This window comes from Pengzhenrongella sicca (assembly GCF_017569225.1).
In the GTDB taxonomy this organism is placed as follows: Bacteria; Actinomycetota; Actinomycetes; order Actinomycetales; family Cellulomonadaceae; genus Pengzhenrongella; species Pengzhenrongella sicca.
The window spans coordinates 1,864,323-1,890,135 of the sequence record NZ_CP071868.1 but is presented as its reverse complement, the minus strand read 5'-3'; the positions used below and the strand labels follow the sequence as shown (position 1 = coordinate 1,890,135).

Sequence of the window (25,813 nt, the reverse complement as noted above, 5' to 3'; positions counted from 1 at the left end):
GACCGCCCAGCACGGCGGCGGCCCATATCGGACGGCCCAGGTCAGCCGAGCGTGACGCCGGCGGCGAGCTCGTGGCGCAGCCCGTCGACGACCGCCTCGACGGTCACGACGATCCGGTCCGGGGGCGCCCCCGCGGGCATCGCAGGCGTCGGGGGCGTCGGCCGCGGCTCCACCAGCCACTGCGCGCCGACGCGCCCGCCGGCCCGCACCGCGTCGGGCAGCGGCGCCGTCGGGCGCAGGGACCAGCCGGGCGGTGCCTGCACCGCCGTCACCCGCAGCCCCGTGACCGGCTCGTCGCCGAAGCCCTCGACGGCCAGGCGGAGCCGACGCCGGCCGGGCCCGAGGGCGTCGGCCTCGACACCGTCGGCCTCGAGGGCGTACGCCTCGAGCGCCGCGCCGAACGGCATCGGCGTCGTGGCCCGGGCGAACGTCCGGTACGGCGGCTCGAGCCCGGCCGCGGACATCACCCGCTGCGCGGCCAGCGGCCAGTCGTAGCCCGCGACGAGCACGTTGTCGACGAGCGAGTTGCGGTGCGCGCCCGGCTCGGGCGTGTGGGTCCGGCCGCCGTTGTACCAGTTGCGCGCGACGACGTTGTCGTCCGTGTGGTTGTCGCCGTACGTGTTGGTGAACACCCAGACCGGCGCGTCCTGCACCACGTTGCGCTCGGCCACCACGAAGCGCGACCCCTCGTCGAGGTAGAGGCCGACGGAGCGGTTGTTGTCCCGCAGGTAGTTCTCGACGACCCGCGCCCCGGGGTTGGCCGACAGGGTGTAGATCGCGCCCCCGTCGGTGAACTGCTGCTTCGTGGCGTGCACGAGGTTGCCGGCCACGACGGCGTCGCGCAGGGTGGTCGGCGTCTCGTAGACCGGCTGCGACGCGTACAGGCCCCGCGCGCGGTACTCGGGGCTGCCGCCCGGGTCGTTCGCGCCCCAGCCGAACCCGACATCGATGCCGTCGTAGGGCAGGTCGGACACCTCGTTGTGCGTGATGGTCACGCCGTCGACGTAGGTGGACACGATCCCCGGCATGTCCATGTAGTCGACCGCGACCGCGGTCACGAGGTTGTTGTCGATCACGACGTCGCGCACGGTGCGCCGGGGATCCGCCGGGTGATGGGCGTCCGGGCCGATCCCGCCGACGACGACGGCCCCGCCGGACAGCTGGGTGAACAGGTTGTGGTGGACCAGCACGTCCGCCACGGCGAGCCCGACGCCCGCGCCGTGGGCGCCCGCATCGTTGCCGAGGCCGAGCCCGACCTGACCGAGCTGCGTGAACGTGTTCGCGACGAGGTCCACGCGGGCCGCGGCCGACACTTGCACGGCCGCCGGCAGCTGCTCCCAGTCGTTGCGGGTCGCCTCGAACTCCGGGCAGCTGCGCTGGCAGGTCCGCAGGTAGTCGGGCGGCTGGTCGAACGCGCGGCCCAGGAACGTGCCCGCCTGCTGGCTCGCGTAGCCGGCGGGTCCGCTCGGCCCGAGCCAGCTCGTGTGCGCGAACTCCAGGCCCCGCAGCTGGAGGTCGTGGACGGGTTCGTCGACGGTCCCGGCGATCTGCAGCAGCGACTCCAGGCGCGGGACGACGAACCGGTGCGCGTCGGGGTGGTCCCCCTCGGCCGCGCGATACAACAGCTCGGCCCGCGCGGGATCGAGGTACCACTGGCCGGGCTGCAGCAGCTCGACCGCGTTCACCAGCCGGAGCGCGCCGCCCTCGATCGGGTCCGCAAGCGTGTCCCAGCCCCAGCAGTTGTTCCGCCACGCCGGCTGCTGCATGACGATCCGGTCGCGCTCGATGCGCGCGACGGGCGCGTACCGATGGGTGAACGAGGCGACGCACACCACCTCAATCCGCTCGTGCCCGGTGAGCGCCACGAGGCCCGCGAGCGCGGGGTCGCGCAGGGCGAGGCCCTCCTCGGTCACCTCGACCTGGTCGCGGCCGAGCGCCACCCATGACCGCTCGGCCAGCACGCCGTCGATCGAGACCTGCCGGGTGTCGCGGATCCCGGGAACGGGCGCGCGGAAGATCCGCGCCGCCGCGTCGTGCACAGCCCAGTCCCGGACCACCACGCCGCCTGAGAGCACCGGGTGCGCCCCGGGGGCCGCCGTCCAGCGCTTCGGCGCGCCGGGCTCCCCCGAGTCGCGCGCCGTCAGCCGGAACGGCCGGTCCAGCTGCCACGTGCCGTCAGTGAGCTCCACGGTCCCGCCCGGCACCGTGCGCAGCCGGCGCTGCGCCTCGTCCAGCGTGGCCAGCGGCGCCGCGCGGGTCCCGGGCCCCGCGTCGTCGCCGTCGGGCGCGACGACGAGCAGCCGGTCGCCGACGGCTGCGGGCACCGCGCGCCCGCGCGCTTGCGTCGCGCGCGTGGCGGCCTCGTGCATCCCGTTCGCTGACACGGCGACCGCTCAGCCGTGCAGGAAGTCGGTCCGGGGCAGGGTCGGCTCCAGCTCGAGCGCGAGCTTGACGACCGGGCCGCCGTGCTCGCTCACCAGCCCGTCCGGCAGCACGACGTCCAGGCTGTCCGCCGTGCGCTCCCAGCTGACCTCGCCCGTCGCGCCGAGCACGGTGACCGCCCGGACGCCCCGTTCGAGCAGCCCCGACGTCGCGGCGAAGCTGCGCACGCGAGCCACCCGGTCCGTGGGCTCCGCGAGCAGGATCGCGTACACGTACTCGCCGGTCAGATCCGTCCGCCGGGTGAACCGGATGTCGGCGGGCCCGAAGTCGGTCGGGGCGCCGTCCGTGAACGAGCCCGCCGCGACCCGGGTCGGGCCCTCCGCCGCGACGGTCCAGGGGCGGGTGCCGTAGATCGCCTCGCCGTTGCGCGCGAGCCAGGCTCCCAGGTCCTCGAGGATGCCGCGTTCGGCGTCGGGGATGGTGCCGTCCGGCTTGGGCCCGACGTTCAGCTGCAGGACTCCGTTGCGCGCGACGACGTCGGCGAGCTCCGCGACGATGTCGCGCGAGCGCTTGTAGACGTGGTCCTCGACCCAGCACCACGACGAGCGCGAGAGCGAGGTGTCGTTCTGCCAGAGCTCCTCGCGGATGCCCGCGACGGTCCCGCGCTCGACGTCGTAGACCGCCGAGCCGGGCGCGAAGGCGTCCCACTTGTAGTGGATGACGACCTCGCGTCCCCACTCGGCCGCGCGGTTGTAGTAGTAGGCGGCGAACGTGCGCAGGTACGGCTCGAACGCGGGCTGCTCGATCCACCAGTCGAAGTAGACGATCTGGGGCCGGTAGCGGTCGACGACCTCGACGCAGCGCAGCAGCCAGTCCTCGAGGAACCTCTCGTTCGGCGCCGTCTCCTCGCGCTGCGCCGGGCCGTAGAAGTCCTGCAGGGCCGGGTCACGCACGTCGGAGTCGAACCGCATGCCGGGGTTCATGAAGAACCAGTGCTCGGCGCGGTGCGTCGACGCCCCGCGCACCATCCACGCCTCGTCGACCGCGGCGAGCAGGTCCCCCAGCACGTCCCGGCGCGGCCCCAGGTTCGCCGCGGTCCAGCGCGAGCGGCCGCTGTCGTACATCGCGAACCCGTCATGGTGCTCCGCGACCGGGACGACGTACTGCGCGCCGGCTCGGCGAAAGAGCGCCGCCCACTCGTGCGGATCGAACCGCTCCATCGTGAAGCTGGGGATGAAGTCCTTGTACCCGAACTCGTTCTGCGGGCCGTACGTCGCGACGTGGTGCGCGAAGGAGGGCGAGGCCTCCAGGTACATGGAGCGCGAGTACCACTCGTTGGCGAACGCCGGCACCGAGTAGACGCCCCAGTGCACGAAGAGGCCCAGCTTCGCGTCCCGGTACCACAGGGGCGGGGTGTACCGCCGGAGCGAGGCCCAGTCGGCCGAGTACGGCCCCGCGGCGACCACGGCGGCCACCTCGGCGAGCGCCGTCCGGTTGTCGCTGACGTCGACGGGCGCCGGCAGGGCCGAGACGTCGAGCCGCGGGAGGTTCTGGGCGCGCCCGGTCATGGCTTCCGCCACTGCGCCGGCGTCGTCAGCGGGACCAGCGGCGGGCGCTCGACGCTCGTGGTCAGCTGCGCGCGCACGCCGTCGCGCGCGGAGTCGAGCAGCGCCGTCATGACCTCGAGCACGTGCAGCGCGAGGTCGCCGCCGGCCCGATGGCCGCCGCGGACGAAGTCCAGGAGCCCGATCCCCCGCTCGGCCCCGACGTAGCCGGCGGACGGCTCCACCGCGGTCCAGTCGGGATCGCCGAGCAGGCGCACCCGCACGGTGCCGTCGAACGCGTTGGGGTCGGGCACCGCGAGGCTGCCCAGCTCGCCGTGCACCTCGATCGGCGCCGCCGCGCTGGCGACGGCGTCAAAGCTCAGCACCACGGTCGACAGCGCGCCGCCGGCGTGCTCGAGGATGCCGGTGACGTGGGTGTCGACCTCGACGGGGATCGACTCGCCGGTGCGCGGGCCCGAGCCGATCGTCCGGGAGCCCCGGCCGCGCGACGAGGCGCCGGTGACCCGGGTGACGGGGCCGAGCAGGTGGACCAGCGAGGTCAGGTAGTACGGACCCATGTCGAGCAGCGGCCCCCCGCCGGGCCGGTAGTAGAAGTCCGGGTTCGGGTGCCACAGCTCGTGGCCGGGGGCGACCCACGTGGCGGAGGCCGCGACCGGGCGCCCGATGACCCCGGCATCGACCGCCGCGCGCGCGGTCTGGATGCCGGTGCCCAGCACCGTGTCCGGCGCGCACCCGACCCAGGCGCGCCCGCGGGCGCGCAGGACAGCCGCGGCCTCGCCGAAGGTGGCCGCCAGCGGCTTCTCGCCGTAGACGTTCTTGCCCCGGGCCAGTGCAGCCAGCGCGATCGCGGCGTGCGCGTCGGGGGTGGTCAGGTTCAGCACCGTCTCGACGCCGTCGTCGGCGATCAGGTCGGCGACCGACAGCGCGCGGCAGCCGGGGATGCCCGCCGCGACCTCGACGGACCGTGCGTGGTCGAGGTCGGCGACCGCCCGGATCGCGACGTCCGGGTGCCCGACCAGGGTGCCGAGGTACTTGACCGCGATGACGCCCAGCCCGACTACTCCGATCCCGTGCGGCTCGCCCACAGCAGCCCCCTCTCCACGATCGCCTGGACCTGCGGGACCTGCAGCACCTCGACGCTGTGCCCGGGCGTCGCGACGACGACGCGGCCCGCGCCCCACTGCCGGGTCCACACGACCGGCGACGTGATCGGCCGGTGCCACGGGTGGTACGGCTGCACCGGGTGGGTGGTGGTCGCGAGGACGTCGATCAGGTCGTCGTGCAGCACCCAGTACTGCTCGGTGGTCAGGGTGAAGTCCTCGATGCCCTCCATGATCGGGTGCGCCCGGCCGGCGTCGGTGATCTCGACGGTGTACGTGAGGTAGTTGTCGGTCTCGTCCCCCACGCGCAGCGCCGGGTCCTTCGACGGGTGGGTCGCGAACTGGCCGCCGATCAGCTGCAGGTAGTCGGAGCTGGCGCGGTAGGAGTCGGCGATCCCGCCGTGCCACCCCATCAGGCCCGTGCCGGCGCGGACGGCGGCGGCCAGGCCGGCCTGCGCCTCGTGCGAGATCTCGGACATGGTCACGCTCTGCAGCACGAGGTCGGTGCGCCGCATGAGCGCCTCGTCGGCGTAGACCTCGTTGCTCTCCTCGATCAGGACGGCGAACCCGTTGCGCTCGAGAAAGGGGACGAACAGGTTCGTGGCGTCGACGGGATGGTGCCCGTCCCATCCGCCTCGGACGATCAGAGCGGTGCGAGCGGTCATGCGGGCTCTCCTTCGACGATCGGGAAGTACACCGAGTACCGCTCGTCGACCACCTCGTGCAGGGGTCGCAGCCGCACGGTGGTCGGCTGACCGGTGACGCGGTAGCGGGTCAGCCACGCCGACCACTGCCGCTCGTTGTCCGGGACGAGGAGCTCGGCCGCCGCCCCCGGGTCGCCGTAGAGCGCGACCTCCCCCTCGACCAGGCCCGCCAGCACGACGGGGCCCTCGACGAAGGCGACCGTGGTGGGCTCGTCCGGGATCGGGACGGCGTGCACGGCGAAGCCGAACGCGACCTCGAGGCTCGTCCGGCCGCCGGTGTGCTCGAACGTGAGGAAGCCGTCGGCCACCTCGACGCGCGCCTCGCCCGCCACGACGGGCGGTCCCTCGGTCCAGCCGGGAACGCGCAGCCGGACCTGCAGGGGGACGCCCTGCGCGGACTCGACCGTCACCCGGAGCCGGACGGCGTGCGGGCGGTGCGTCTCCCCGGCGTCGCCCGAGTTCTGGTCAGGCCCGACGTCCTGGGCGTCGTCGAGCCGCTCGAGGCCCACGCTCACCTCGCCGGCCACCGTCGTGATCCGCGCCGTCGCGGCGATGTGCTGGGCGATCGTCAGGGACTCGTCCTCGCCGCGGTAGAACACGAGCGAGGAGTGGCGGGTGTGGGCCTGCACCAGCGAGCCGTGGCAGCACCAGAAGTCCTCGGTCGGGCTCCCCCACGCCTTGCGCGCGCCGCCCTCGAGCGGCAGGAAGTAGGCGACCATGCCGGTGATCGGGTTCTGCTGCGCCAGGATGCCGTTGATCAGGTTGCGCTCGATGTAGTCGAGGTAGGACGCCTCCCCGGTCCACCGGAACAGCACGTCCGCCAGACGGATCATGTTGTAGACCGAGCAGTGCTCCTGGGTCTTCTCGCCGCGGCGCGCCGCGAAGGCGAAGGGCGGGGTCCAGATCTCCCCCGAGGTCTGCCCCCCGGTGCAGAACGTCCCCCGCCGCGTCACGGCCCAGTCCCAGTAGGCCTCGACGACGCGGCGCCACCGCTCGTCGCCTGTGACCTCGTACGCGCGGGCGGCCCCGAGCACCTCGGGGATCGTCGTGTTCGCGTGCCGGTTGGTCAGCACGTCGACGCCCTGGAGCAGGCCGTCGAACACGGAGCGGTGGTAGTAGAGCTCGAGCATCTCGCGGTACGTCTCGTCGCCGGTCGCCGCGAGAAGGTCGGCCCAGACCTCGAGCATGCCGCCCGTCTCGACCTCGAGCACGGTCTGGAACTGCTCGGGGTCGATCGCGCGGGCCCAGCGCACGAGCGGCTGCGCGGCGCGCCGCGCGACCTCGAGCGCCCGTTCGTCCCCCAGGTCGAGGTAGACGTCGAGCAGGCCCATCAGCGTCTTGTGCAGGGTGTATTGGGGGGCCCAGACGTCGCGCCCGAGCTCGAGGCGCCGCAGGAAGCTCGACGGGATCGCGTAGGCCCACTCGCCGTCGCTCTCGTCCTGGCATCGCCGCAGCCCGTCGACGACGTCGTCGAGCGTGGCCCGCAGGTGGGCGTCCCCGGTGACCGCCACCTCGCGCGCCGCGGCCGAGAGCCAGTGGCCGGTGAAGTGGCCGCGCAGCAGCGACCCGGGCGTCTCCCAGCCCCAGTGCCGGTCCAGCCCCCGATCGGCGGCGCCGCCCGCGCTGGGGTGCAGGTGCCAGGCCTGGTCACCGATGCCGGCCTCGGTGAGGTGGTTCTGCAGCAGCGCCGGCGCGCGCAGGGACTCCAGGTACGCCCGGTTCAGGCGGCGGCGGGTGTCGAAGACGCCCGGGGCCAGCCGGACCTTCGCGTGGCTCACGTGTGACCAAAGCACCATTGCCTCTTCCCTCGAGAGATCGATCTCCCTGTAGTCTAGGAGCATCCAGCGACGGATCGGCAACCCCTGCCGGCCGCTCAGGGGAGCCGAGGCCATGAACGCTGCTCGCATCATCGCGCTGTCCGCCGACGACGTGTCGGTCCTGCTCACGATCGACGGCGTGCGGCTCCCCATAATCACCTACTGGGGCGACCGCCTGGTCGCCACCGACGAGGACCTGCGGGTGCTCGCCGCATCGTCCGGACGCACCGGCATCGACGGCGCCTCCGACGTGCCGTACGAGCCGAGCCTGCTGCCCGAGCACACCTTCGGCTGGGGCGGCCGGCCCGGGGTCGCGATGCATCGCGGCGGGGCGTCCTGGTCGCCGCGGCTCGCCGTCGACGGCGTCGAGCTGGACGGCCGCGAGGTCGCCGCCGGGCAGGTGGTCCAGTCGGGCGCCGGGACGGTGTGCGTCCTGGCGCGCGACGACGCCGCCGAGGTCACCCTCGTGCTCGAGATCGCTCTCACCGACGCCGGGCTGCTGCGCACGCGCGCGATCGTGCGCAACGACAGCGGCTCCGCCGAGCCGCTCGAGGTCGGCGGCGTGTCCCTCGCGCTGGCCGTCCCGACCGCCGCGCGCGAGGTCCTCGACTTCGCCGGGCGGTGGGGCACCGAGAAGGTGCCGCAGCGCCACCCGGTGGTCGTCGGCACGCATGCGCGCGAGTCGCGCCGCGGGCGGACCGGCCTGGACGCCACGGGCACGATCGCGCTCGGCACCCCCGGCTTCGACAGCCGGAGCGGGCAGGTGTGGCTGTGCCACGTCGGGATCGGGGGCAACCACGAGCACGCGGTCGAGCGGTCCGACGGCTACCTCGCGTTCCGGGGCGGGGAGCTGCTCCTGCCCGGCGAGGTCCGGCTCGCGACCGGGCGGGAGTACTCCTCCCCCTGGGTCTACGGCAGCTACGGCGACGGCCTGGACGCCGCCGCCGACCGGTACCACCGCCTGCTCCGCGGCCTGTCCCGCTCGAGCGCGCGGCCGCGCCCGGTGACCCTGAACATCTGGGAGGCCGTCCTGTTCGACCAGGACCGCGCGACCCTCGACGCATTCGCCTCGACGGCCGCCGAGCTCGGCGTCGAACGGTTCGTGATCGACGACGGCTGGTTCCGCGGGCGGCGCCACGACCGCGCCGGGCTGGGCGACTGGACCCCGGACCCGGCCGTGTGGCCCGAGGGCCTGGCGCCGTTCGCGCGGCACGTCCGCTCCCTGGGGATGGAGCTGGGCCTGTGGGTCGAGCCCGAGATGATCAACGAGGACTCCGACCTGGCGCGCGCGCACCCGGACTGGATCCTGCGCGCGGGGCCGGACCTGCCGGCGCGGGTGCGCCACCAGCAGGTGCTCGACCTGACCAACCCGGACGCCTTCGCCCACATCCTGGCCGCGCTCGACGAGCTGGTCCGCGACCTCGAGCTGACGTACCTCAAATGGGACCACAACCGGGACCTCGTCGACGCCGGCCACCCGGGCTCGGGCGCCGCGGCCGTGCATGAGCAGACCCTGTCGGTCTACCGGCTGCTGGACGAGCTGCGCGCCGCCCACCCGGCGCTCGAGATCGAGAGCTGCGCCTCCGGCGGCGGCCGGGTCGACCTGGGCATCCTGCAGCGCACGGACCGCGTCCACACCTCCGACAACCACGACCCGCTCGAGCGGTCCCGGATGCTGCGGTGGACGGGCCTGCTCGTGCCGCCGGAGATGCTCGGCTCGCACGTCGCGTCGGCCACGTCGTCGGCGACCAACCGGACCCACGACCTGCACACCCGGTGCGCGATCGCGTTCCTGGGGCACTTCGGGATCGAGTGCGACGTCCGGGAGCTGAGCGGGCCGGACCGGGCCGAGCTCGCGCGCTGGGTGGCCGACTACAAGGTGCACCGCGACCTCATCTCCACGGGCCGGGTCGTGACCGGCGGCGACGAGGACCCCGACGCGCCGACGCTGCGCGGCGTCGTGGCGGCGGACGGCGGCGAGGCCCTGTACACGATCGTGACCCCACCGCTGTCGGCCGACTCGCGGCGCCGCGTGCGGCTGCCCGGCCTGCGGCCGGACCGCCGCTACCGGCTCGAGGCCGCACGGCCCGCCACGATGGGGCCCGGGTGGCTCGAGCCGCTGTGGCTGCGCACCGTGCCCGCGCTCGGGCGCGGAGCCGCGGACGCGCCCGGCACCACCGTGCTGTCCGGCGACGTGCTCGGCCGCGCCGGCCTCGACCTGCCCACCTTCAACCCCGACCGCGTCCTGCTGGTCCGGGCGGTCGCGGTGGACGCCGGCACCACCCTTCAAAGGAGCAACCCGTGACCGCAGTCATCACCATCGACGCCGACCGCCCCGGACCCACGATCAGCCGGCACCTGTACGGCCACTTCGCGGAGCACCTGGGGCGCGGCATCTACGACGGGATGTGGGTCGGCGAGGACTCGCCCGTGCCGAACGTCGGCGGGATCCGGCTCGACGTGGTCGAGGCGCTCCGCGAGCTCGACGTGCCGAACCTGCGCTGGCCGGGCGGCTGCTTCGCCGACCGGTACCACTGGCGCGCCGGCGTCGGGCCTCGGGCCGATCGCCCCGCGCTGATCAACACGCTGTGGGGCGGCACGCTGGAGGACAACGCCTTCGGCACGCACGAGTTCATGGCGCTGTGCGAGCTGCTGGGCGCCGACGCGTACGTGTCCGGGAACATCGGCTCCGGCACGGTCGAGGAGATGTCCGACTGGGTGGAGTACCTCACGGGCGCCGGCCGGTCGCCCATGGCGGACCTGCGCCGGGCGCACGGGCGCGACGAGCCGTGGATCGTCCGGTTCTGGGGGCTGGGCAACGAGTCGTGGGGCTGCGGCGGCAACATGCGTTCCGAGTCCTACGCCGACCTCGCGCGGCAGTTCGGCACGTTCTGCCGCAGCGGCAACGAGACGCCGCTGTACCGCGTGGCGGCCGGGGCCGACGGCGCCGACGTGCACTGGACCGAGACCCTCATGAAGGTGATCCCCGAGATCGGCGCCCACCCGTTCGCCGAGGTGCCGTGGGAGGCCGTGTCGGTGCATTACTACACGATCGGCGGCACCTGGACGGCCAAGGGCAGCGCGACGCAGTTCGACCCCGACGCGTACTGGCGCACGATCGTCGCTGCCCAGGGCATCGAGGAGCTGCTGCGCGCGCACGCCGCCGTGATGGACGTCTACGACCCCGCCAAGACGTACGGGATGGTGCTCGACGAGTGGGGCACCTGGTGGGACGTCGAGCCGGGCACCAACCCCGGGTTCCTGTTCCAGCAGAACACCCTGCGCGACGCGATGGTCGCGGCCTGGCACTTCGACGTCTTCCACCAGTTCGCCGACCGCCTGACGATGGCCAACATCGCCCAGACCGTCAACGTCCTGCAGGCCATGCTGCTCACGGACCCCGACGGCGGGCCCATGGTGCGCACCCCCACGTTCCACGTCTTCGAGATGAACAAGGGCCACCACGACGCCACGGCCCTGCCGACCCACGTGTCCGGGCCGTCGCACACCGCGGACGGCCAGGACGTGCCCGTGGTCTCCGCGTCCGCGAGCACGAAGGACGGCGCCGTGCTGATCTCGGTCACCAACGTCGACCTCGACACGCCCCGGCAGGTCGACGTGGTGATCCGTGGCGCCACGCTCGCCGGCGCCACCGGCCGGCTGCTGACGGCCGCGACCGCGAGCGCCCACAACCGGCCCGACGCGCCGGACACCGTGCGGCCGGTGGACCTCGAGCAGCTCGAGCAGACGCCGACCGGGCTGCGCCTGACGCTGCCGCCGCACTCGTTCGCGACCGTGTCCGCGACCATCCAGCCCGCCTGACCCCGCCACGAAGGACCAGCCGAGATGACCGAGAGCGCCCTGCCCCAGGCACCGACCCCGTTCCGGGTGGCCGACGGCCGCCTGACCTGGACGGGCGGGGGTGAGACGATCGCCATCGAGCCCTGGGGACCGGACTCGGTGCGCGTCCGGTGCAGCATGGGCCAGATCGCGGACACCGACTGGGCGTTGCTGCCCGCCGCGAACGACCCCGAGGCGCTGCGCATCGACGTCGACGGCGACGTCGCGACCCTGGTCAATGGCGGCCTCCACGTGGTCGCCCGCGCCTCGTCCGGCAAGGACTGGCAGGCCGGCGGGCTGCGGCACGACTGCCGGCTGGCGTTCTACGACGCCGATGGGCGGCTGCTGCTGCAGGAGGTGGTGGCAGACGGCGCCGCGAAGCCGGACCCGCGCCGGTACCGCGCGCTGCCCGGCGGGGTGTATCGCACGACGCTGTCGCTGGCCGCGGCCGACGAGCACCTTGCGGGCCTCGGCGTGTACCAGCAGCTCAGCACCGACCTGAAGGGGTCGACGTTCGAGCTCGCCCAGCGCAACTGCCAGGCGAGCGTCCCGTTCGTCACCTCGACGGCCGGCTACGGCTTCCTCTGGCACGACCCCTCGATCGGGCGCGCCACGTTCGGGGCGAACCGCACCGAATGGGAGTCCAACGCCACCCGGCAGATCGACTACTGGGTCACCGCCGGCGCCACCCCGGCCGACGTCGCGCGCCACTACGCCGACGCGACCGGCCACGTCCCGATGATGCCGGAGCTCGGCCTGGGCTACTGGCAGTGCAAGCTGCGCTACTCCAGCCAGGAGGAGCTGCTCGAGGTCGCCCGCGAGCATCGGCGCCGCGGGCTGCCCCTGGACGTGATCGTCGCGGACTTCTTCCACTGGCCGCACATGGGCGACTTCCGCTTCGAGGAGGAGTTCTGGCCCGACCCGCAGGGAATGGTCGACGAGCTCCGCGAGCTGGGGGTCGAGCTGATGGTGTCGGTGTGGCCGCAGGTCGCGCTGGACTCGGCGAACTTCGCCGAGATGGACCGCCGCAACCTGCTGGTGGCGACCAACCGCGGCATCGACGTCCAGATGTGGTTCGGCGGGCCCAGCCGGTTCGTCGACACCACCAACCCGCAGGCCCGCGAGTTCCTGTGGGAGCAGTGCCGGGAGGGTTACGCCAGGTACGGGATCCGGTTGTTCTGGCTCGACGAGGCCGAGCCGGAGTTCGGCAAGCAGGACTGGGACGCGTGGCGCTTCCACGCTGGCCAGGGCGACGAGGTCGCCAACCTCTACCCGCAGCACTTCTCGCGCGCGTTCTACGACGGCCAGCGCGCCGACGGCGTCGAGGACGTCGTCAACCTGGTGCGTTGCGCGTGGGCCGGATCCCAGCGCTACGGCGCGCTCATGTGGTCCGGAGACATCGGCTCGTCGTTCGACAGCCTGCGCCGCCAGCTGACCGCCGGCGTGCACGTCGGCGCCGCCGGCATCCCGTGGTTCACCACCGACATCGGCGGGTTCTGGGGCGCGCGCACCGACGACCCGGCCTTCCACGAGCTGCTGGTGCGGTGGTTCCAGGCGGCCACGTTCATGCCCGTGATGCGCATGCACGGCACGCGGCTGCCCGAGACCACCCCGATCGCCGCCGACGGGACGCCCCGCCAGCCCAGCGGCGCGCCCAACGAGGTGTGGTCGTTCGGCCCGGAGGTCTACGGGATCCTGGAGCGCTACCTGCACCTGCGCGAGGCCCTGCGGGACTACACGCGCGAGCTCATGCGGCAGGCTCACACCGACGGCCAGCCGGTCATGCGCGGCCTGTTCCACGAGTTCCCCGGCGACGAGCGATGCTGGGGCGACCTCGACGAGTACCTCTACGGGCCGGACCTCCTCGTCGCTCCCGTGGTGGTGGCCGGCGCCACCAGCCGGTCGGTCTACCTGCCCGCCGGCGCCCGTTGGACGGAGCTGCACTCCGGCGTCGTGCACGACGGCGGCGCCGACGTCGTGGTCGACGCGCCCCTGCACGTCATCCCCGTGTTCGCGCGGGACGGGCGGCTCGCGCACCTGGTCGGCCAGCTGTGAGCGACGACCTCGCCCCGCTGGAGATCGTCGTCGGCGCCCCGACGGGGCGGGCGATCAGCCCCGACCTCTGGGGCCTGTTCCTCGAGGACATCAACTTCGCCCTCGACGGCGGCCTGAACGCCGACCTGGTGCGCAACGGTGACTTCGAGGCGAGCCCGGCGGACCGGCCCGGTTGGGGTCCGCTGACGGGCTGGTCGGTCGGGGCGAAGGGGTCGGGCGAGTCGGGAGGGTCGGGCGGGTCGGGCCGGTCGGGACAGGTGCACGTCGGCAGCGCCGACCCCGTGAGCTCGGCGAACGCCGCGTACGCGAGCCTGCGGCCCGGCGCGGGAGTGGCGCGGCTCGTCAACGGCGGCTACGGCGCCGACGGCATGCCCGTGCCGGCCGCCGCGTTCGACCTGCAGCTGATGGCCCGCACCCGCGACGCCGGGGCGCGCCTCGCGGCGGGGCTGGGCCCGGTCGGCGGGGCGGCCGCCGCGCCCAACGAGCTCGCGCTGGTGCCCGACGGCGCATGGCACCCGGTCGGCGCGCGGCTGCACCCGCCGCAGGCGTCGCGCATGCAGCTCGTCCTCGAGGCGCGCTCGGGCCGGGTCGACGTGGACCTGGTCGAGCTGCGCCCCCTGGACGCGGCAGGCCGGCCCGAGCTCTTCCGGCGCGACCTCGTCGAGGCCCTGCGCCAGCTCCGTCCCGCGTTCGTCCGTTTCCCGGGCGGCTGCCTGGTGCACGGCTTCGGCCTGGACAACATGTACCACTGGAAGACGACCATCGGCCCGCGCGCGCAGCGCCGCCCGCTGCCCAACACCTGGGGCTACCACCAGTCGATGGCGATCGGGTACCACGAGTACTTCCTGCTCTGCGAGGAGCTCGGCGCGACTCCCGTGCCGATCGTGGCCGCCGGCGTGTGCTGCCAGAACGTGCCCGGCGGGCCGCAGGCCATCCCGGCCGGCCGGATGCCGCAGTACGTGCAGGACGTCGTCGACCTGGTCGAGTACGCCAACGGTGCCCCGGACACCCGCTGGGGCGAGGTGCGCGCGGCGGCGGGCCACCCCGAGCCCTTCGGGATGCGGATGATCGGCCTGGGCAACGAGGACGTCATCGACGCGCAGTTCACCGAACGGTTCATCCAGCTGAGCGCGGCGCTGCGCGCGGCGCACCCGGAGATCGAGCTGATCGGCACCGCGGGGCCGCTGCCCTTCGGGCTCGACTTCGAGGCCGGCTGGGAGCTCGCCCGCCGGGAGGGCATCGACCTCGTCGACGAGCACGGCTACCGCACCCCGCGGTGGCTGTGGCAGAACCACGAGCGCTACGACGCGTACCCACGCACCGGGCCGGCGGTCTACCTCGGCGAATGGGCCGCCCGCAGCTCCACGGTCCGCTCCGCGATCGCCGAGGCGGGCTACATGGTCGCGCTCGAGCGCAACGCCGACATCGTCCGCATGGCGTCCTACGCGCCGCTGCTCGCCCGGGTGGGCAGCAGCCAGTGGACGCCCGACCTGATCTACTTCACCGACGACGCCGTGCTCGGGTCCGCCGCCTACGACGTGCACCAGCTGTTCGCGCAGGCGCGCGGCCAGCAGGTGCTCGAGGTGCGGGTAACCGGGGCGACCCACGGGAGCCAGCCCGAGCCGCGGCTCGGTCCGGCCACGCTGACCTGCCCCGGTGCCCGCGTCCGCTTCACCCAGATCGAGGCCGACGGCGCGAGCCTGCCGGACGTCGTCGTCGACGACGAGCGCCCGACCGCGACCCTGCCCGTGCCGGCCGCGACCGCGCGGCTGGCGCTGACCGCGACCCGCGAGGCCGGCACGGAGGGCTTCCAGGTACGCCTGGGCGGGCCTGCGCGCACGACCCACGAGGTCGTCGTCGGCAGCTGGGGCAACAAGTCGCTCATCTGGTCGCGCTCCGACGACGGCCTTGGCGACGAGGTCGACGGCCCCTACCCCTTCGCCGGCGTGCAGACCGGGGTCCCGCGGCGCATCGAGATCGAGCGGGCCGGGTCCCGGGTCGTGGTGCATCACGACGGCGTCGTGGTGCACGACCACGCGGACGACCGGCGCGACTGGCCCGAGGTCGTCGTCGGCGCGACCGCCCGGACGGTCGGGAGCGCGGCCGGGACCGTCGCGGCCGAGACCGTCGTGACCCTCGTGAACGGCAGCGACCTCGACCGCACGGCCCGAGTGTCCGTGGCGGGCCTGGCCGGGTCGATCACGGCCGCGGTCACGGTGCTCGCCGGCTCCGATCCCGACGCGGGCGCGCCCTTCGAGCCGTCCGCCCTCGCACGCCGGGACGGGCACCTCGCGGGGATCGACGGGCTCGAGCTCGTCGTGCCGCGGTGGTCCGTTACGAGCCTGCGCATCAGCGCCGGGTGACTGGACGCGGCAACGCCCCGCCGCCGCCATCACGGCGGCGGCGGGGCGGTCGCGTCAGCCCCGCAAGGCTCCGTCAGCCCTCAACGGCTGAGTCACCCCTTAAAGGCTCCGTCCATGATCCCGGAGACCATCTGCTTGCCGGTGAAGACGAAGGCGATCAGCAGCGGCAGGGTCGCGAAGAACGAACCGCCCAACGCCAGCGCGACGTCGACCGACCTGTTCGCCTGCAGCTGCTTCAGCGCGATCTGCACGGTGAACAGCTCCGGCGACTTCAGCACGATGAACGGCCACATGAAGTCGTTCCAGACCGCCGTGAACGTGATCAGCCCGAGCACGAAGGCCGCCGGGCGCACCACCGGGAACGCGATGCGCCAGAACAGCTGCCAGCTGCTGCACCCGTCGATCTTGGCCGCGTGGATGAGCTCGTCGGTGACCGTGCTGGACATGTGCTGCCGCATCCAGAAGATGCCGAACGCGCTGGCCAGGCCCGGCACGATGATCGCTTGGAGGGAGTCGACCCAGCCCAGCCAGGAGATGATCAGGTACTGCGGGATGACGCTGAGCTGCGCGGGCACCGTCATCGTCAAGAGCACCAGGATGAACAGGGCGTCGCGGCCGCGGAACTGCAGCTTCGCGAACGCGAAGCCCGCCAGGGCGCACAGGATGACGGACACCGCGGCCACGGTCAGCGACACGAAGGCGCTGTTCAGCAGCGAACGGAAGAACGGCACCGTGTCGAACACCGCGCGCGCGACGTCGACGATGTTCGTGCCCGGGTACAGGCGCGGCGGCGTCGACGTCACCGCCGAGGCGCCCACGGTCGCGACGACCAGCATGTAGTACAGCGGGAAGGCGCACACGATCACGGCGAGACCCAGGAGCACGTAGACGTACCACCGGACCCTGCCGAGGCGCCCTCCCCGGTTGCGTCGCGCGACGGGCGGCACCGTGCTCGCCAGGACTGCGGTCACGCCGGCCATCAGTTCGCCCCTCGCGTGCGGGTGGTCAGGAAGAAGTTGATGAGTGCGGCGACGACGACGATGACGAACAGGGCCACCCCGATCGCCGAGCCGTACCCGAAGTCGAACTGACCGAAGCCCTGTTCGTAGAGGAACAGCGCGAGGGTCTGGCACTGCCGCCCGGCCCCGCAGGTCAGGCCCGACTCGGGCGAGACGAGCAGCGGCTCGGTGAAGATCTGCAGGCCGCCGATGGTCGACATGACCACGGTGAAGATGATGACCGGACGCAGCGACGGGATCGTCAGGCGCCAGAACTGCTGCCACCCGTTGGCGCCGTCGACCGACGCCGCCTCGTACATCTCTCGCGGTATCGCCTGGAGGCCGGCGAGGTAGAGCAGCGTGTTGTACCCGAACCACCGCCACATCACCATCGCCGAGATCTCGAACCACGAGCCGACCCGCGAGGCGAGGAAGTTGATCGGATCGATGTTGACCAGCCCGAGCACCCAGTTGATGAGCCCGAAGTTGTAGTCGAAGATCTGGCCGAAGACGAGGGCCGTCGCGGCCACGGACGTGATGTACGGAAGCATCATGGACATGCGGAAGAAGTTGGCCCACCGCAGCCGTGCGTGGTTGAGCAGCTGGGCCAGCCCGAGCGCCAGGATCAGCTGCGGGACCGTCGAGATGATGAAGATCCCGAACGTGTTGACCAGCGCGTTCCAGAAGCGGGAGTCCTGCACGAGTCGCTCGAAGTTCGCGAGCCCGATGAAGGTGTGGGCCCCGATCGGGTTCCAGTCGAACAGCGCGACGTAGAACGTGAAGACCAGGGGAAACAGGCCGAAGATGCCGAAGATGATGAAGAACGGCGCGACGTACGCATATGGCGCGATGCGTTCGGGAAGGCTGCTCTTGACCTTGGTCGGCCGCTGGGATTTCTGCTGACGGTTACCGCGCATGCTGACCGGTGCTGCTACTGACACGTTGTACCTCCGTCCGTGGTGGCCCGGCGCTCGCGCCGGGCCACCGCTCAGCCGATCAGCCCAGTGCATCCTTGACGTTCTGCACGCCCTTGTCCCACGCGTCGTCCGGGGCGACATTGCCGTTCTGCATGTCGACGAGCGCGTTGAGGAGCCCGGCGCCGATGGCGCTGGTGTCCGGGCCGTTGTAGTAGGCGTTGAAATCGAGCACCGAGTCGCTCATCACCTGTCCGAGCGCCGAGTTGCCGAAGAACTCGTCCGTGTAGCTGAGCACCGCCTCGCTCGTGAGCGCTTCCTTCGCGGCCGGCAGGGTGCCGGTGCTCTGGAAGTGCTCGGTCTGCGCCTCGGCCGACATCATGGTCTTGATGTACTCCCAGGCCGCCTCGGGGTGCTCCGCCCGGGCCGGGATCGCGATGACGCTGCCACCCCAGTTGCCGCCGACGCCGGGCACGGTGGTCACGCGCCAGTCCCCCGCCGTGTCCGGGGCCGCGGTCTTGATGCCGGACAGGATCCAGGACGGGGCGACCGTCACCGCGAACGAGCCGTTCGCCTTTCCCGGGTCCCAGCCGGAGGACCAGGCGGCGATGTTCGCGCTGATGCCGGCGTCGTAGGTCTGCACCGCGACGTCGAACGCGTCTGCCACCTGCGGGTTGGTGTCGTAGATGATCTCGCCGTCGTCCGAGTAGTACTTCTCGGTGACCTGGTTGACCGTCGAGAAGAACACCGAGGTCTCGACGTTGTCGACGAACGGCTTGCCGGTCGCGGCCGTGTACGTCTCGCCCATCGCGATGAAGTCGTCCCACGTGGACCACGCCGCCGCGACCTCGGTCGGGTCGGACGGCAGGCCCGCCGCCTCGAACAGGTCCGCCCGATAGGCCAGGCCCAGGCCGCCGACGTCGGTGGGAACGCCGACGATCGACCCGTTGGTGGCGGTGGCGCCGCCGACGGCCCAGTCGAGGTACTCGTCCGCCAGGTCGTCGCCGCCGAGGGTCCGCAGGTCGATGAAGTTGTCCGGGTTCTCCACGAACTTGGGCAGGTCGTCACCCTGGATCATCACCAGGTCCGGGACCTCGCCGCCGGCCAGCGCCGCGGTGAGCGCGGTCGCGGTCTCCGTGGTGCTGCCGACCTCGGAGAGCTTGACCTTGGCATCGGGGTTCTTGGCGAGGTACTCGTCGACCGAGTCCTTCGCGCCGATCCCGGTGAACGACCAGAACGTGAACTCAGCGTTCGGGTCGCCGGCGGCGGCAGAGTCGTCACCACCGCCCGATCCGCACCCGGCCACGAGTGCCAGCGCCAAAACGCCCACGACTGCACCTACGGACGACACACTCTTGCGTTGTGTCACGACAGTTCCTCTTCTCTGGGGGCCGCGTGCGTCTCCAGAGGCACCATCGCCTCGGAGCGAGAGATCGTTCTCTTGCCCCGAGGCTAAACCCCGCAGGGCACCAAGGCAAGGACTTCGGCAGAAAACGTTATCGGCTCGAGATCGATGGGGTCGACCCGCCCACCGATCCACCACGCCCGCCGCCGCCGCGCACGTTAGGACCGGAGATCGATCGTCCCGGCGGACTGAGTCGGTGCGGGTGGGCGCCGCGCCGCCGCGCGCCTGGACCGAGAGGACTGATTCCACGGGTGCCGTCGCCGCTCGTGCGTGTGTGCACAGGGCGGTTGCGGGGTGGGGTGCGTGTGGGTGGTGCGTCCTAGTCTGTACACATGTTCGAACCGAGCGATGACGAGATGACGGGGGTCCCGGCGGGGGCCGGGCTGGCGGTCGCGGGCGCCACATCGGTCTCAGTGGATGTGGCGTTCGGGCTGTTGCTCGGGCGGGTGTTTGCGGAGGCGGGGGCCGCGTTGGCGCAGGCCGCGGCCGCGGGGTCCTGCATCGCGGGGCCGATCGATCAGGTCGCGTTGTCCGCCGCGTTGATGGGGCAGGCGCCGGGCTCGCCGCTGGTGGACCTGCTTGAGGGTCTGTGCCCGTCGGAGGTGCATGATGCGGTGTTGATCGAGGCGATCGCCGCCTGGGAACGCGTCACCTCGCTCGCTGCGGCGCGGCAGGGCGAGATGATCGCCGAGCTCGCCCGGCGCCGGGATGCGCAGCGGTTGGGTGAGTTCGTGGGTGATGAGGTCGCGTCGGTGCTGGTGATGTCCCGGTCGGTGGCGGAGGCGAAGGTCAGCCTCGGGACCTCGCTGCAGGTGTGGCCCGCGGTGAATGAGGCGCTCGCATCTGGGGTGATTGATCACCGCAAGGCCACCGCCCTGGTCGACGGGGTCGGGCACCTCGACGACGACGCGGCCGCCGTCGTCCTGGACAAGGTGCTGCCGGTCGCGCCGGGATTGACGGTGCCGGCGTTGAAGGCGCGCCTGCGCAAGGTCGAGCTGACCGTGAACCCGGCCGCCGTCGCCGAGCGGCACGCCCGCGACGCCGCGGACAGGTATGTGCGGGTCAGCCCGGCGCCGGGGGTGATGGCGTGGTTGACCGCGTACCTGCCCGCTAAGGATGCGATGACGGTGTTCACCGCGATCGACGCCATCGCGGCGTCCGCGGACCCCGCCGACCCGCGCGGTGTGGCGGCGCGGCGCGCGGACGCCCTGACCGACCTCTGCACCGACATCCTCGACAACGGCATCGCCCCCACCACCGCACTGCCGGGCACAGCGGGTCAGGGGTCCGGGACAGCGGGTCAGGCTGGCGGGACGCTGAAGACGGAGCAGGGGCGTCGCCCGCACCTGCAGGTGACCGCCGCCGCGACGACGTTGTTGGGGTTGGATGAGGTGCCCGGGGAGCTGGCCGGGTACGGGCCGATCCCCGCAGACCTGGTGCGGGCGATCGCGGCGGACGCGACGTGGCGGCGGATCTTCACCGACCCCGCCACCGGGTGCGTGACCGGGATCGGACCGCGCGGGTACCGCCCCGGCGCCGACCTGACCGGCACCGTCCTGGCCCGGGACACAACGTGCACGTTCATCGGGTGTCGGATGCCGGCGTGGCGGTGCGACCTGGACCACCGCGACCCCTACGACCACGACCACCCCGACCTCGGCGGGCAAACCTGCGCGGAGAACCTGCACTCGCTGTGCCGCCACCATCACCGGGCCAAGACCTACGGCGGCTGGCACCCCGACCTCGACACCACCACCGGCGACACGTGGTGGACCTCACCCACCAAACACCGCTACAAGCGACCGGCCACCGAGGTCAACCCCGAACCCCCGCCACCCGACCGGCCCTGGCTCCACACGCCCCAGCCCGACGACCCACCCTTCTGAACCGCGAACCCCTCTGAGCTAGCCGCCGGGACTGTTCACGCCTGCACGATCGACATGACCGCCCACGGCGCGAGCTCGACGTCGATCTCGAGCACGCCGTCGCCCGAGGCCGTGAGCAGGCAGCGATCGAGGTCGGCGGCGACGGCCCGCAGGTGCAGGGTCTGCGTCGGCGTGAGGTTCACCGGCGACCCCATCCGGAACCACTCCTCCGCGACGTTCCCATGCTCGAGGTCGACGGTTTCGGTGATGAAGACCGCCCCCGGTGCCACGCCCTCGACGATGTGCCGCACCCGCCGCGCCGGGCCCTTCGCGCTCAGGGCGCGGGTCTCGGGGAAGCTGTCGTGCGGACCGACCGACAGTCCGTTCATCTCGTCCGGGTAGTTGAAGAACAGGGCCGACACGGCTCCCGTCTCGCTCGCCCGGGTGATGACCCCGTGACCGGTGGCCAGCAGGATCCGGTCCCCCAGACGCGACAGCGCCGCGAACGCGTGGAAGGTCGGCTTGTGGATGCCCTGCTCGTTCACGACGCCGAACCCGCCGTGGAAGGGTCCGATCCCCGCGCCGCCCTCCTCGAACACGTCCGTGAAGGTCCAGTACGAGATCGAGTCTGCCAGGGCGGCGCACTGCAGGTACGCGCGCGCGATGTAGGTGGCGGCGTACACGGTGTCGTGGACGCTGTCCCGGCTCGACGGCGTCGTCGACCACTCGGTCACGTGAAGCTCGGCCGACGGGAACGCGCTCGCTGCGATCAGGGCGCGCAGCCGCGTGAGGTCGTCGAACGTCGCGTCGGCGTAGCGACTGATGGCGCGCGCCTCGCCGCTGCTCGCGTACGCGAAGTCGGTCGGGTACAGGTGCGTCGTGATGAAGTCGATCGGCAGGTCCCGGGTCGCGCACCAGTCGATGAAGTCGTCGATCCAGACCGGCCGCCAGTCGAGCGCGTCGACGTCCACCGCCTGCGCGGTGCCCGCCTGCGCCGCGCGGTCCTCCGTCTCGCCGGCGTACCGCTCGTCGGGTACGAAGACGCTGGTCGACGGGCCGCCGACCATGAGCTGCCTGTCGATGGACTTGATCGCCCGGACCGTGTGCTCGTAGAGCTCGAAGTACTGCGTCTTGGTTCCGGTCCAGAAGTGCGGCACCAGGTTCGGCTCGTTCCACACCTCGAACCGCCAGGTGCGCACCTCGTCGATGCCGTAGCGCTCGATCCAGTGTTTGACGGTCTCGGAGACGAGCTCCGCCCACCGGCCCATGTCCTTCGGGGGGCTCGCGTGGGCGCCCCACCAGAAGACCGTCTCGGTCTCGGTCGCCAGCTCACGCGGCATGAAGCCGAGCTCAACGAACGGTCGCGCCCCGAGCGCGAGGATGGCGTCGAAGACCTTGTCGACGTAGCTGAACGTGTAGATCGGCTGGGCCAGGCTCCGGTCCGACCCGAAGCCGCTCCCCTGCGCCGCGCGATACACGAACATGTCGTCGTGGAACAGACCGTGGAAGCGCACGGAGCGCATGCCGAGCTGCTGCACGGCCTCGCGGAAGTGCTCCTGCCAGTCGGCCCGCAGCGCCTCGTTGGCGCGCCCGGCCCCCACGCACTCGTTCCAGATGTGCCGCAGGACCGCCTCGCGGCGCGCGTCGCCGTCGATCGTCAGCAGCGCCCGCGCACCTTGGTCGATGCTCACCGTGTCACGTCCTCGTTCGCGCCAACCCAGGACGGCCAGCCCGCAAACCTTCGGCGACCGGAGCCCGGCGAGAGAACGATCTCTCGATCGCCGAAGGTATCACGGGGCTCGCCCCTCGCGGGTCAGACTGCGGTCAGGGGCGCCCAGCCGCTGATCGCGTAGCCGGACCCGACCCCAGACCGCTCGATGCGGAATCCGCCGTGCCCGCCGAAGTGCGCCGGCACGATGAGCCACCCGTGGTCGGCGGCCTGTGCGAACAGGCGCTCCCGGGTGTCGTTCGCGCGCGCGGAGTCTTCGTCGAAGCAGCTGCTGGTGTGGACGTCCTGCACCTGCGCGGGGCTGTGCAGGGTGTCACCGACGAAGAGCACCACCTCGCCGCCCGAGACCAGGCGCAGGATCGAGGCCCCGGGGGTGTGGCCGGGGGCCGCCTCGAGCGTCAGCGCGTCGTCGATGCGGTGCGAGCCGCTCCACGACGTGACCTGGCCCGCCGCGATGACCGGAGCGATGCTGTCGGCCCAGACCCCGTGGGCGCCCGGCCCCATGATCGTCTGGCTGTCGGTGGCCGGGTCCCAGAACGCGAGGTCCTGCGCCGGCATCAGGTACTGGGCGTTCGGAAACGTCGGCACCCAGGCGCCGTCGACCAGCCGCGTGTTCCAGCCGACGTGATCGGCGTGCAGGTGGGTGTTGATCACGATGTCGACGTCGTCGGGGGCGACCCCCGCGGCGGCGAGGCGCTCGAGGAACGCGGTCGTCAGGTGCGACCAGCTCGGGACGTCGGGCCGGTCCTTGTCGTTGCCCACGGCGGTGTCGAGCAGGATCGTCTTGCCGCCGCTGCGCAGGATCCAGGTCTGCATGGCCACGCGGGCCGTGCTCGCCATGACGGTCTCGGCGTCGGACTCGAGGAAGTCGGGCCTGAGCAGACCCTCCTGGCTGGTCCAGGCGGACGCGTCCGTCCCGGGGAAGAACTGCTCGGGCGTCATGCCGATGCTGCCGACGCTCTCGACGGCACGGGTGACGCTCACGTCGCCGAAGGTCAGGACGGCGGTCCCGGCGGAAGCCGCAGTAGGGGTCGCAGTGGAGGTCGCGGCGGAAGTCACGGCGGATGTCGCGGTAGAGGTCGCGGTGGAAGTCGCGGTGGTGGTCATTCGGGGTGCCAGCTCTCAGCTCGACAGGTCGTCCGGGGCGACGGGGGGTCGTCCCGGGACGACGATCTCCCGCGTCCCTACGGCCAGCCAGCCCCGCCCGTGACTACCCCCAGCAGGGGTACCCACGGGCCGCCGGCACAGTCGACACTGGTGGGCATGACCCCACCCGACGCCACGGCCCTCGGCGAGTTCCTGCAGGCCCGGCGCGCCCGGATCACGCCGCAGGAGGCCGGGGTCACGCTGTACGGCGACCGACGGCGGGTGCCCGGGCTGCGCCGCGAGGAGCTCGCACTGCTCGCCGGCGTGAGCTCGTCGTACTACACCCGCCTCGAGCAGGGTCAGTCGCGCAGCGCCTCCGTCCAGGTGCTCGACTCGATCGCCACCGCACTACGGCTCAACGACGCCGAGCGCGCCCACATCCACAGCCTCGCCCGGTCCGACGGCCGGCGTCCCGCCGCCAGGCGGCAGCCGGTCGAGCGGGCGGATCCCGCCCTGGCCGAGCTCGTCGACGCGTTGGGCGACGTCCCGGCGCTGATCCTGGGCCGGCGCAGCGACGTCCTGCGCTGGAACCCGCTCGGCCATGCGCTGCTCGCGGGTCATCTGGACGCCGAATCGCCGCTGACACCGCGGACCCGGCCCAACATGGCCGAGATCGTGTTCCTCGACGCCCACACGCGCAGCCTCTACACCGACTGGCGGACGAAGAGCCGGACGGTCGTCGGCAGCCTGCGCATCATGGTGGCCCAGCACCCCGCGGACCCGGCCCTCGCCTCGATGATCGGTGGCCTCACCATCGCGAGCCCCGAGTTCGCCTGCCTCTGGGCGAGCCACCGCGTGCAGGCGTGCTCCGCGACCGTCTTCGAGCTCGACCACCCGCTGGTCGGCACGCTCACGGTGACGCAGCAGACGCTCCGGTCCGCCACGAACCCCGACCAGGCCCTCGTCACCCACACGGCCGCCGCCGGGTCGCCGTCGGCGGAGGCGCTCACCCTCCTGGCGCAGATCGTGCGCACCGCCCGCGCCACCGGAACCACCCGCACCACCCGCACCACCCGCACCGGCGCGCCGAACGTCGCGCACGCGACGAACTGAGTCCCGATCCGCTTGACTGACGCCCGTGGCCGCCGATAAGGAGGCGTGACCGCCTGCGCACCCGAGCCCACCCTGCGGGGTGTGGCGCGCCGCGGGTGGCGGGCGACCGCCGTCGTCGTGGCGGCGCTCGCGACGGTCAATGTCGCCCAGCACGCGCTGGACGACGCCTTCTGGCTCGGCCCGCTCGCCGCGGTCGCCCTCCTCGCGTTCGCACGCTGGAGCGGCCTGAGCTGGTCCCAGCTCGGGCTGCACCGGGACCGGCTGCGCTCCGGCCTCCAGTGGGGGCTCGGCGCGATCGCGCTCATCGGCCTGGTGTACCTCGTCGGGGTGTGCTGGCCGCTGACCCGCCCCGCGTTCCTCGACACCCGCTACCACCTCGGGGTGCCCGGCGCGCTCCTGTCCGCGTTCGTCCTCATCCCGGCCGGCACGATCCTGCTCGAGGAGGTCGCGTTCCGCTCGGTGCTCTGGGGGATGCTCGCCCGGCATGCCACCGCGTGGCGCGTGCTGCTGGTGTCGTCGGCGCTGTTCGGGATGTGGCACATCCTGCCGTCGCTGCACCTCGCCACGGCCAACGCCGGCGTCGCCGACGGCGCGCGGGGCGCGGGACCGTGGGCGGAGGCGCTCGTCGTCGTCGCCATGGTCGGGTTCACCGCGCTCGGCGGGGTGGTGGCCGGTGAGCTGCGCCGGCGCAGCGGGAGCCTGCTGGCCAGCATGGGCATGCACTGGGCCACGAACAGCCTCGGCGTGCTGTTCGGCCTCCTCGCGTGGCGACTGGGGAGCTGAGCCGACGGGTTCGCCACCCGGCGCGTGGGTGCAGCAGCGCATCGCCGGCGAGTTCGCCATCCTGAGCCGAGAGCGCAGAACTGAATCTGCGCTC

17 protein-coding genes are annotated in these 25,813 nt (G+C 72.6%); 7 read left to right on the top strand and 10 right to left on the bottom strand.

Annotated features, from left to right (window positions below; all coding sequences use genetic code 11):
* Positions 1 to 41 precede the first annotated feature (41 nt).
* The 5 genes from J4E96_RS08630 to J4E96_RS08610 are packed head-to-tail and all read right to left on the bottom strand — an operon-like array spanning position 42 to position 7,529.
* Complete coding sequence (locus J4E96_RS08630; RefSeq protein WP_227425345.1) at positions 42 to 2,384, bottom strand: right-handed parallel beta-helix repeat-containing protein; 2,343 nt, start codon at positions 2,382 to 2,384, stop codon at positions 42 to 44.
* 9 nt (positions 2,385 to 2,393) lie between these two features.
* Positions 2,394 to 3,950 (bottom strand): alpha-L-fucosidase, encoded by a 1,557-nt coding sequence (locus tag J4E96_RS08625; RefSeq protein WP_227425344.1) that lies wholly within the window; start codon positions 3,948 to 3,950, stop codon positions 2,394 to 2,396.
* Positions 3,947 to 5,032 carry a Gfo/Idh/MocA family protein gene (locus tag J4E96_RS08620; protein WP_227425343.1) on the bottom strand — a complete coding sequence of 362 codons (1,086 nt, stop codon included), beginning with the start codon at positions 5,030 to 5,032 and terminating at the stop codon, positions 3,947 to 3,949. The genes J4E96_RS08625 and J4E96_RS08620 overlap by 4 nt, the downstream gene beginning before the upstream one ends.
* On the bottom strand, positions 5,005 to 5,712 hold the full coding sequence (locus tag J4E96_RS08615; RefSeq protein ID WP_227425342.1) for a ThuA domain-containing protein: 708 nt from the start codon (positions 5,710 to 5,712) through the stop codon (positions 5,005 to 5,007). The genes J4E96_RS08620 and J4E96_RS08615 overlap by 28 nt, the downstream gene beginning before the upstream one ends.
* Positions 5,709 to 7,529 carry a beta-L-arabinofuranosidase domain-containing protein gene (locus tag J4E96_RS08610; RefSeq protein WP_227425341.1) on the bottom strand — a complete coding sequence of 607 codons (1,821 nt, stop codon included), beginning with the start codon at positions 7,527 to 7,529 and terminating at the stop codon, positions 5,709 to 5,711. The genes J4E96_RS08615 and J4E96_RS08610 overlap by 4 nt, the downstream gene beginning before the upstream one ends.
* Positions 7,530 to 7,641: 112 nt before the next feature.
* On the opposite strand from J4E96_RS08610, the gene J4E96_RS08605 reads away from it, so the two are divergent.
* Genes J4E96_RS08605 through J4E96_RS08590 form a run of 4 tightly spaced genes read left to right on the top strand, consistent with a single transcriptional unit; the run spans position 7,642 to position 15,826 of the window.
* A complete protein-coding gene (locus J4E96_RS08605) occupies positions 7,642 to 9,873 on the top strand; it encodes an alpha-galactosidase (protein ID WP_227425340.1) in 2,232 nt (743 codons plus the stop codon).
* Positions 9,870 to 11,390 carry an alpha-N-arabinofuranosidase gene (locus tag J4E96_RS08600; RefSeq protein ID WP_227425339.1) on the top strand — a complete coding sequence of 507 codons (1,521 nt, stop codon included), beginning with the start codon at positions 9,870 to 9,872 and terminating at the stop codon, positions 11,388 to 11,390. The genes J4E96_RS08605 and J4E96_RS08600 overlap by 4 nt, the downstream gene beginning before the upstream one ends.
* A 24-nt stretch (positions 11,391 to 11,414) precedes the next feature.
* Positions 11,415 to 13,463 carry a glycoside hydrolase family 31 protein gene (locus J4E96_RS08595; protein WP_227425338.1) on the top strand — a complete coding sequence of 683 codons (2,049 nt, stop codon included), beginning with the start codon at positions 11,415 to 11,417 and terminating at the stop codon, positions 13,461 to 13,463.
* Positions 13,460 to 15,826: an alpha-L-arabinofuranosidase C-terminal domain-containing protein gene (locus tag J4E96_RS08590; protein WP_227425337.1), complete on the top strand. Its 2,367-nt coding sequence runs from the start codon at positions 13,460 to 13,462 to the stop codon at positions 15,824 to 15,826. Before J4E96_RS08595 ends, J4E96_RS08590 begins: the two co-directional genes overlap by 4 nt.
* 92 nt (positions 15,827 to 15,918) lie before the next feature.
* On the opposite strand, the gene J4E96_RS08585 is transcribed toward J4E96_RS08590, so the two are convergent.
* From J4E96_RS08585 to J4E96_RS08575, 3 genes are all read right to left on the bottom strand, one after another.
* On the bottom strand, positions 15,919 to 16,806 hold the full coding sequence (locus J4E96_RS08585) for a carbohydrate ABC transporter permease (protein WP_227425336.1): 888 nt from the start codon (positions 16,804 to 16,806) through the stop codon (positions 15,919 to 15,921).
* Positions 16,806 to 17,741 carry a carbohydrate ABC transporter permease gene (locus tag J4E96_RS08580; protein ID WP_227425335.1) on the bottom strand — a complete coding sequence of 312 codons (936 nt, stop codon included), beginning with the start codon at positions 17,739 to 17,741 and terminating at the stop codon, positions 16,806 to 16,808. The genes J4E96_RS08585 and J4E96_RS08580 overlap by 1 nt, the downstream gene beginning before the upstream one ends.
* A gap of 79 nt (positions 17,742 to 17,820) precedes the next feature.
* A complete protein-coding gene (locus J4E96_RS08575) occupies positions 17,821 to 19,068 on the bottom strand; it encodes an ABC transporter substrate-binding protein (RefSeq protein ID WP_227425334.1) in 1,248 nt (415 codons plus the stop codon).
* Positions 19,069 to 19,475: 407 nt separating this feature from the next.
* Between J4E96_RS08575 and J4E96_RS08570 the strand changes: the two genes are divergently transcribed.
* Positions 19,476 to 21,029: an HNH endonuclease signature motif containing protein gene (locus J4E96_RS08570; RefSeq protein WP_227425333.1), complete on the top strand. Its 1,554-nt coding sequence runs from the start codon at positions 19,476 to 19,478 to the stop codon at positions 21,027 to 21,029.
* Between the two features lie 35 nt (positions 21,030 to 21,064).
* On the opposite strand, the gene J4E96_RS08565 is transcribed toward J4E96_RS08570, so the two are convergent.
* Both J4E96_RS08565 and J4E96_RS08560 read right to left on the bottom strand, forming a co-directional pair.
* Positions 21,065 to 22,699: a GH39 family glycosyl hydrolase gene (locus tag J4E96_RS08565; protein ID WP_227425332.1), complete on the bottom strand. Its 1,635-nt coding sequence runs from the start codon at positions 22,697 to 22,699 to the stop codon at positions 21,065 to 21,067.
* 122 nt (positions 22,700 to 22,821) lie between these two features.
* Positions 22,822 to 23,721 carry an MBL fold metallo-hydrolase gene (locus tag J4E96_RS08560; protein WP_227425331.1) on the bottom strand — a complete coding sequence of 300 codons (900 nt, stop codon included), beginning with the start codon at positions 23,719 to 23,721 and terminating at the stop codon, positions 22,822 to 22,824.
* A 279-nt stretch (positions 23,722 to 24,000) separates the two neighbouring features.
* Here J4E96_RS08560 and J4E96_RS08555 point away from each other — a divergent pair, with 279 nt between their 5' ends.
* Positions 24,001 to 24,936: a helix-turn-helix domain-containing protein gene (locus J4E96_RS08555; protein ID WP_227425330.1), complete on the top strand. Its 936-nt coding sequence runs from the start codon at positions 24,001 to 24,003 to the stop codon at positions 24,934 to 24,936.
* Positions 24,937 to 24,981: 45 nt separating this feature from the next.
* Positions 24,982 to 25,719 (top strand): CPBP family intramembrane glutamic endopeptidase, encoded by a 738-nt coding sequence (locus tag J4E96_RS08550; protein ID WP_227425329.1) that lies wholly within the window; start codon positions 24,982 to 24,984, stop codon positions 25,717 to 25,719.
* The last annotated feature ends 94 nt before the right edge of the window (positions 25,720 to 25,813 follow it).

Coding starts and splice junctions, on each gene's coding strand:
- J4E96_RS08585 (WP_227425336.1), bottom strand. CDS start 16,806: ATGGCCGGCGTGACCGCAGTCCTGGCGAGCACGGTGCCGCCCGTCGCG.
- J4E96_RS08580 (WP_227425335.1), bottom strand. CDS start 17,741: ATGCGCGGTAACCGTCAGCAGAAATCCCAGCGGCCGACCAAGGTCAAG.
- J4E96_RS08605 (WP_227425340.1), top strand. CDS start 7,642: ATGAACGCTGCTCGCATCATCGCGCTGTCCGCCGACGACGTGTCGGTC.
- J4E96_RS08625 (WP_227425344.1), bottom strand. CDS start 3,950: ATGACCGGGCGCGCCCAGAACCTCCCGCGGCTCGACGTCTCGGCCCTG.
- J4E96_RS08570 (WP_227425333.1), top strand. CDS start 19,476: ATGTTCGAACCGAGCGATGACGAGATGACGGGGGTCCCGGCGGGGGCC.
- J4E96_RS08595 (WP_227425338.1), top strand. CDS start 11,415: ATGACCGAGAGCGCCCTGCCCCAGGCACCGACCCCGTTCCGGGTGGCC.
- J4E96_RS08555 (WP_227425330.1), top strand. CDS start 24,001: ATGACCCCACCCGACGCCACGGCCCTCGGCGAGTTCCTGCAGGCCCGG.
- J4E96_RS08615 (WP_227425342.1), bottom strand. CDS start 5,712: ATGACCGCTCGCACCGCTCTGATCGTCCGAGGCGGATGGGACGGGCAC.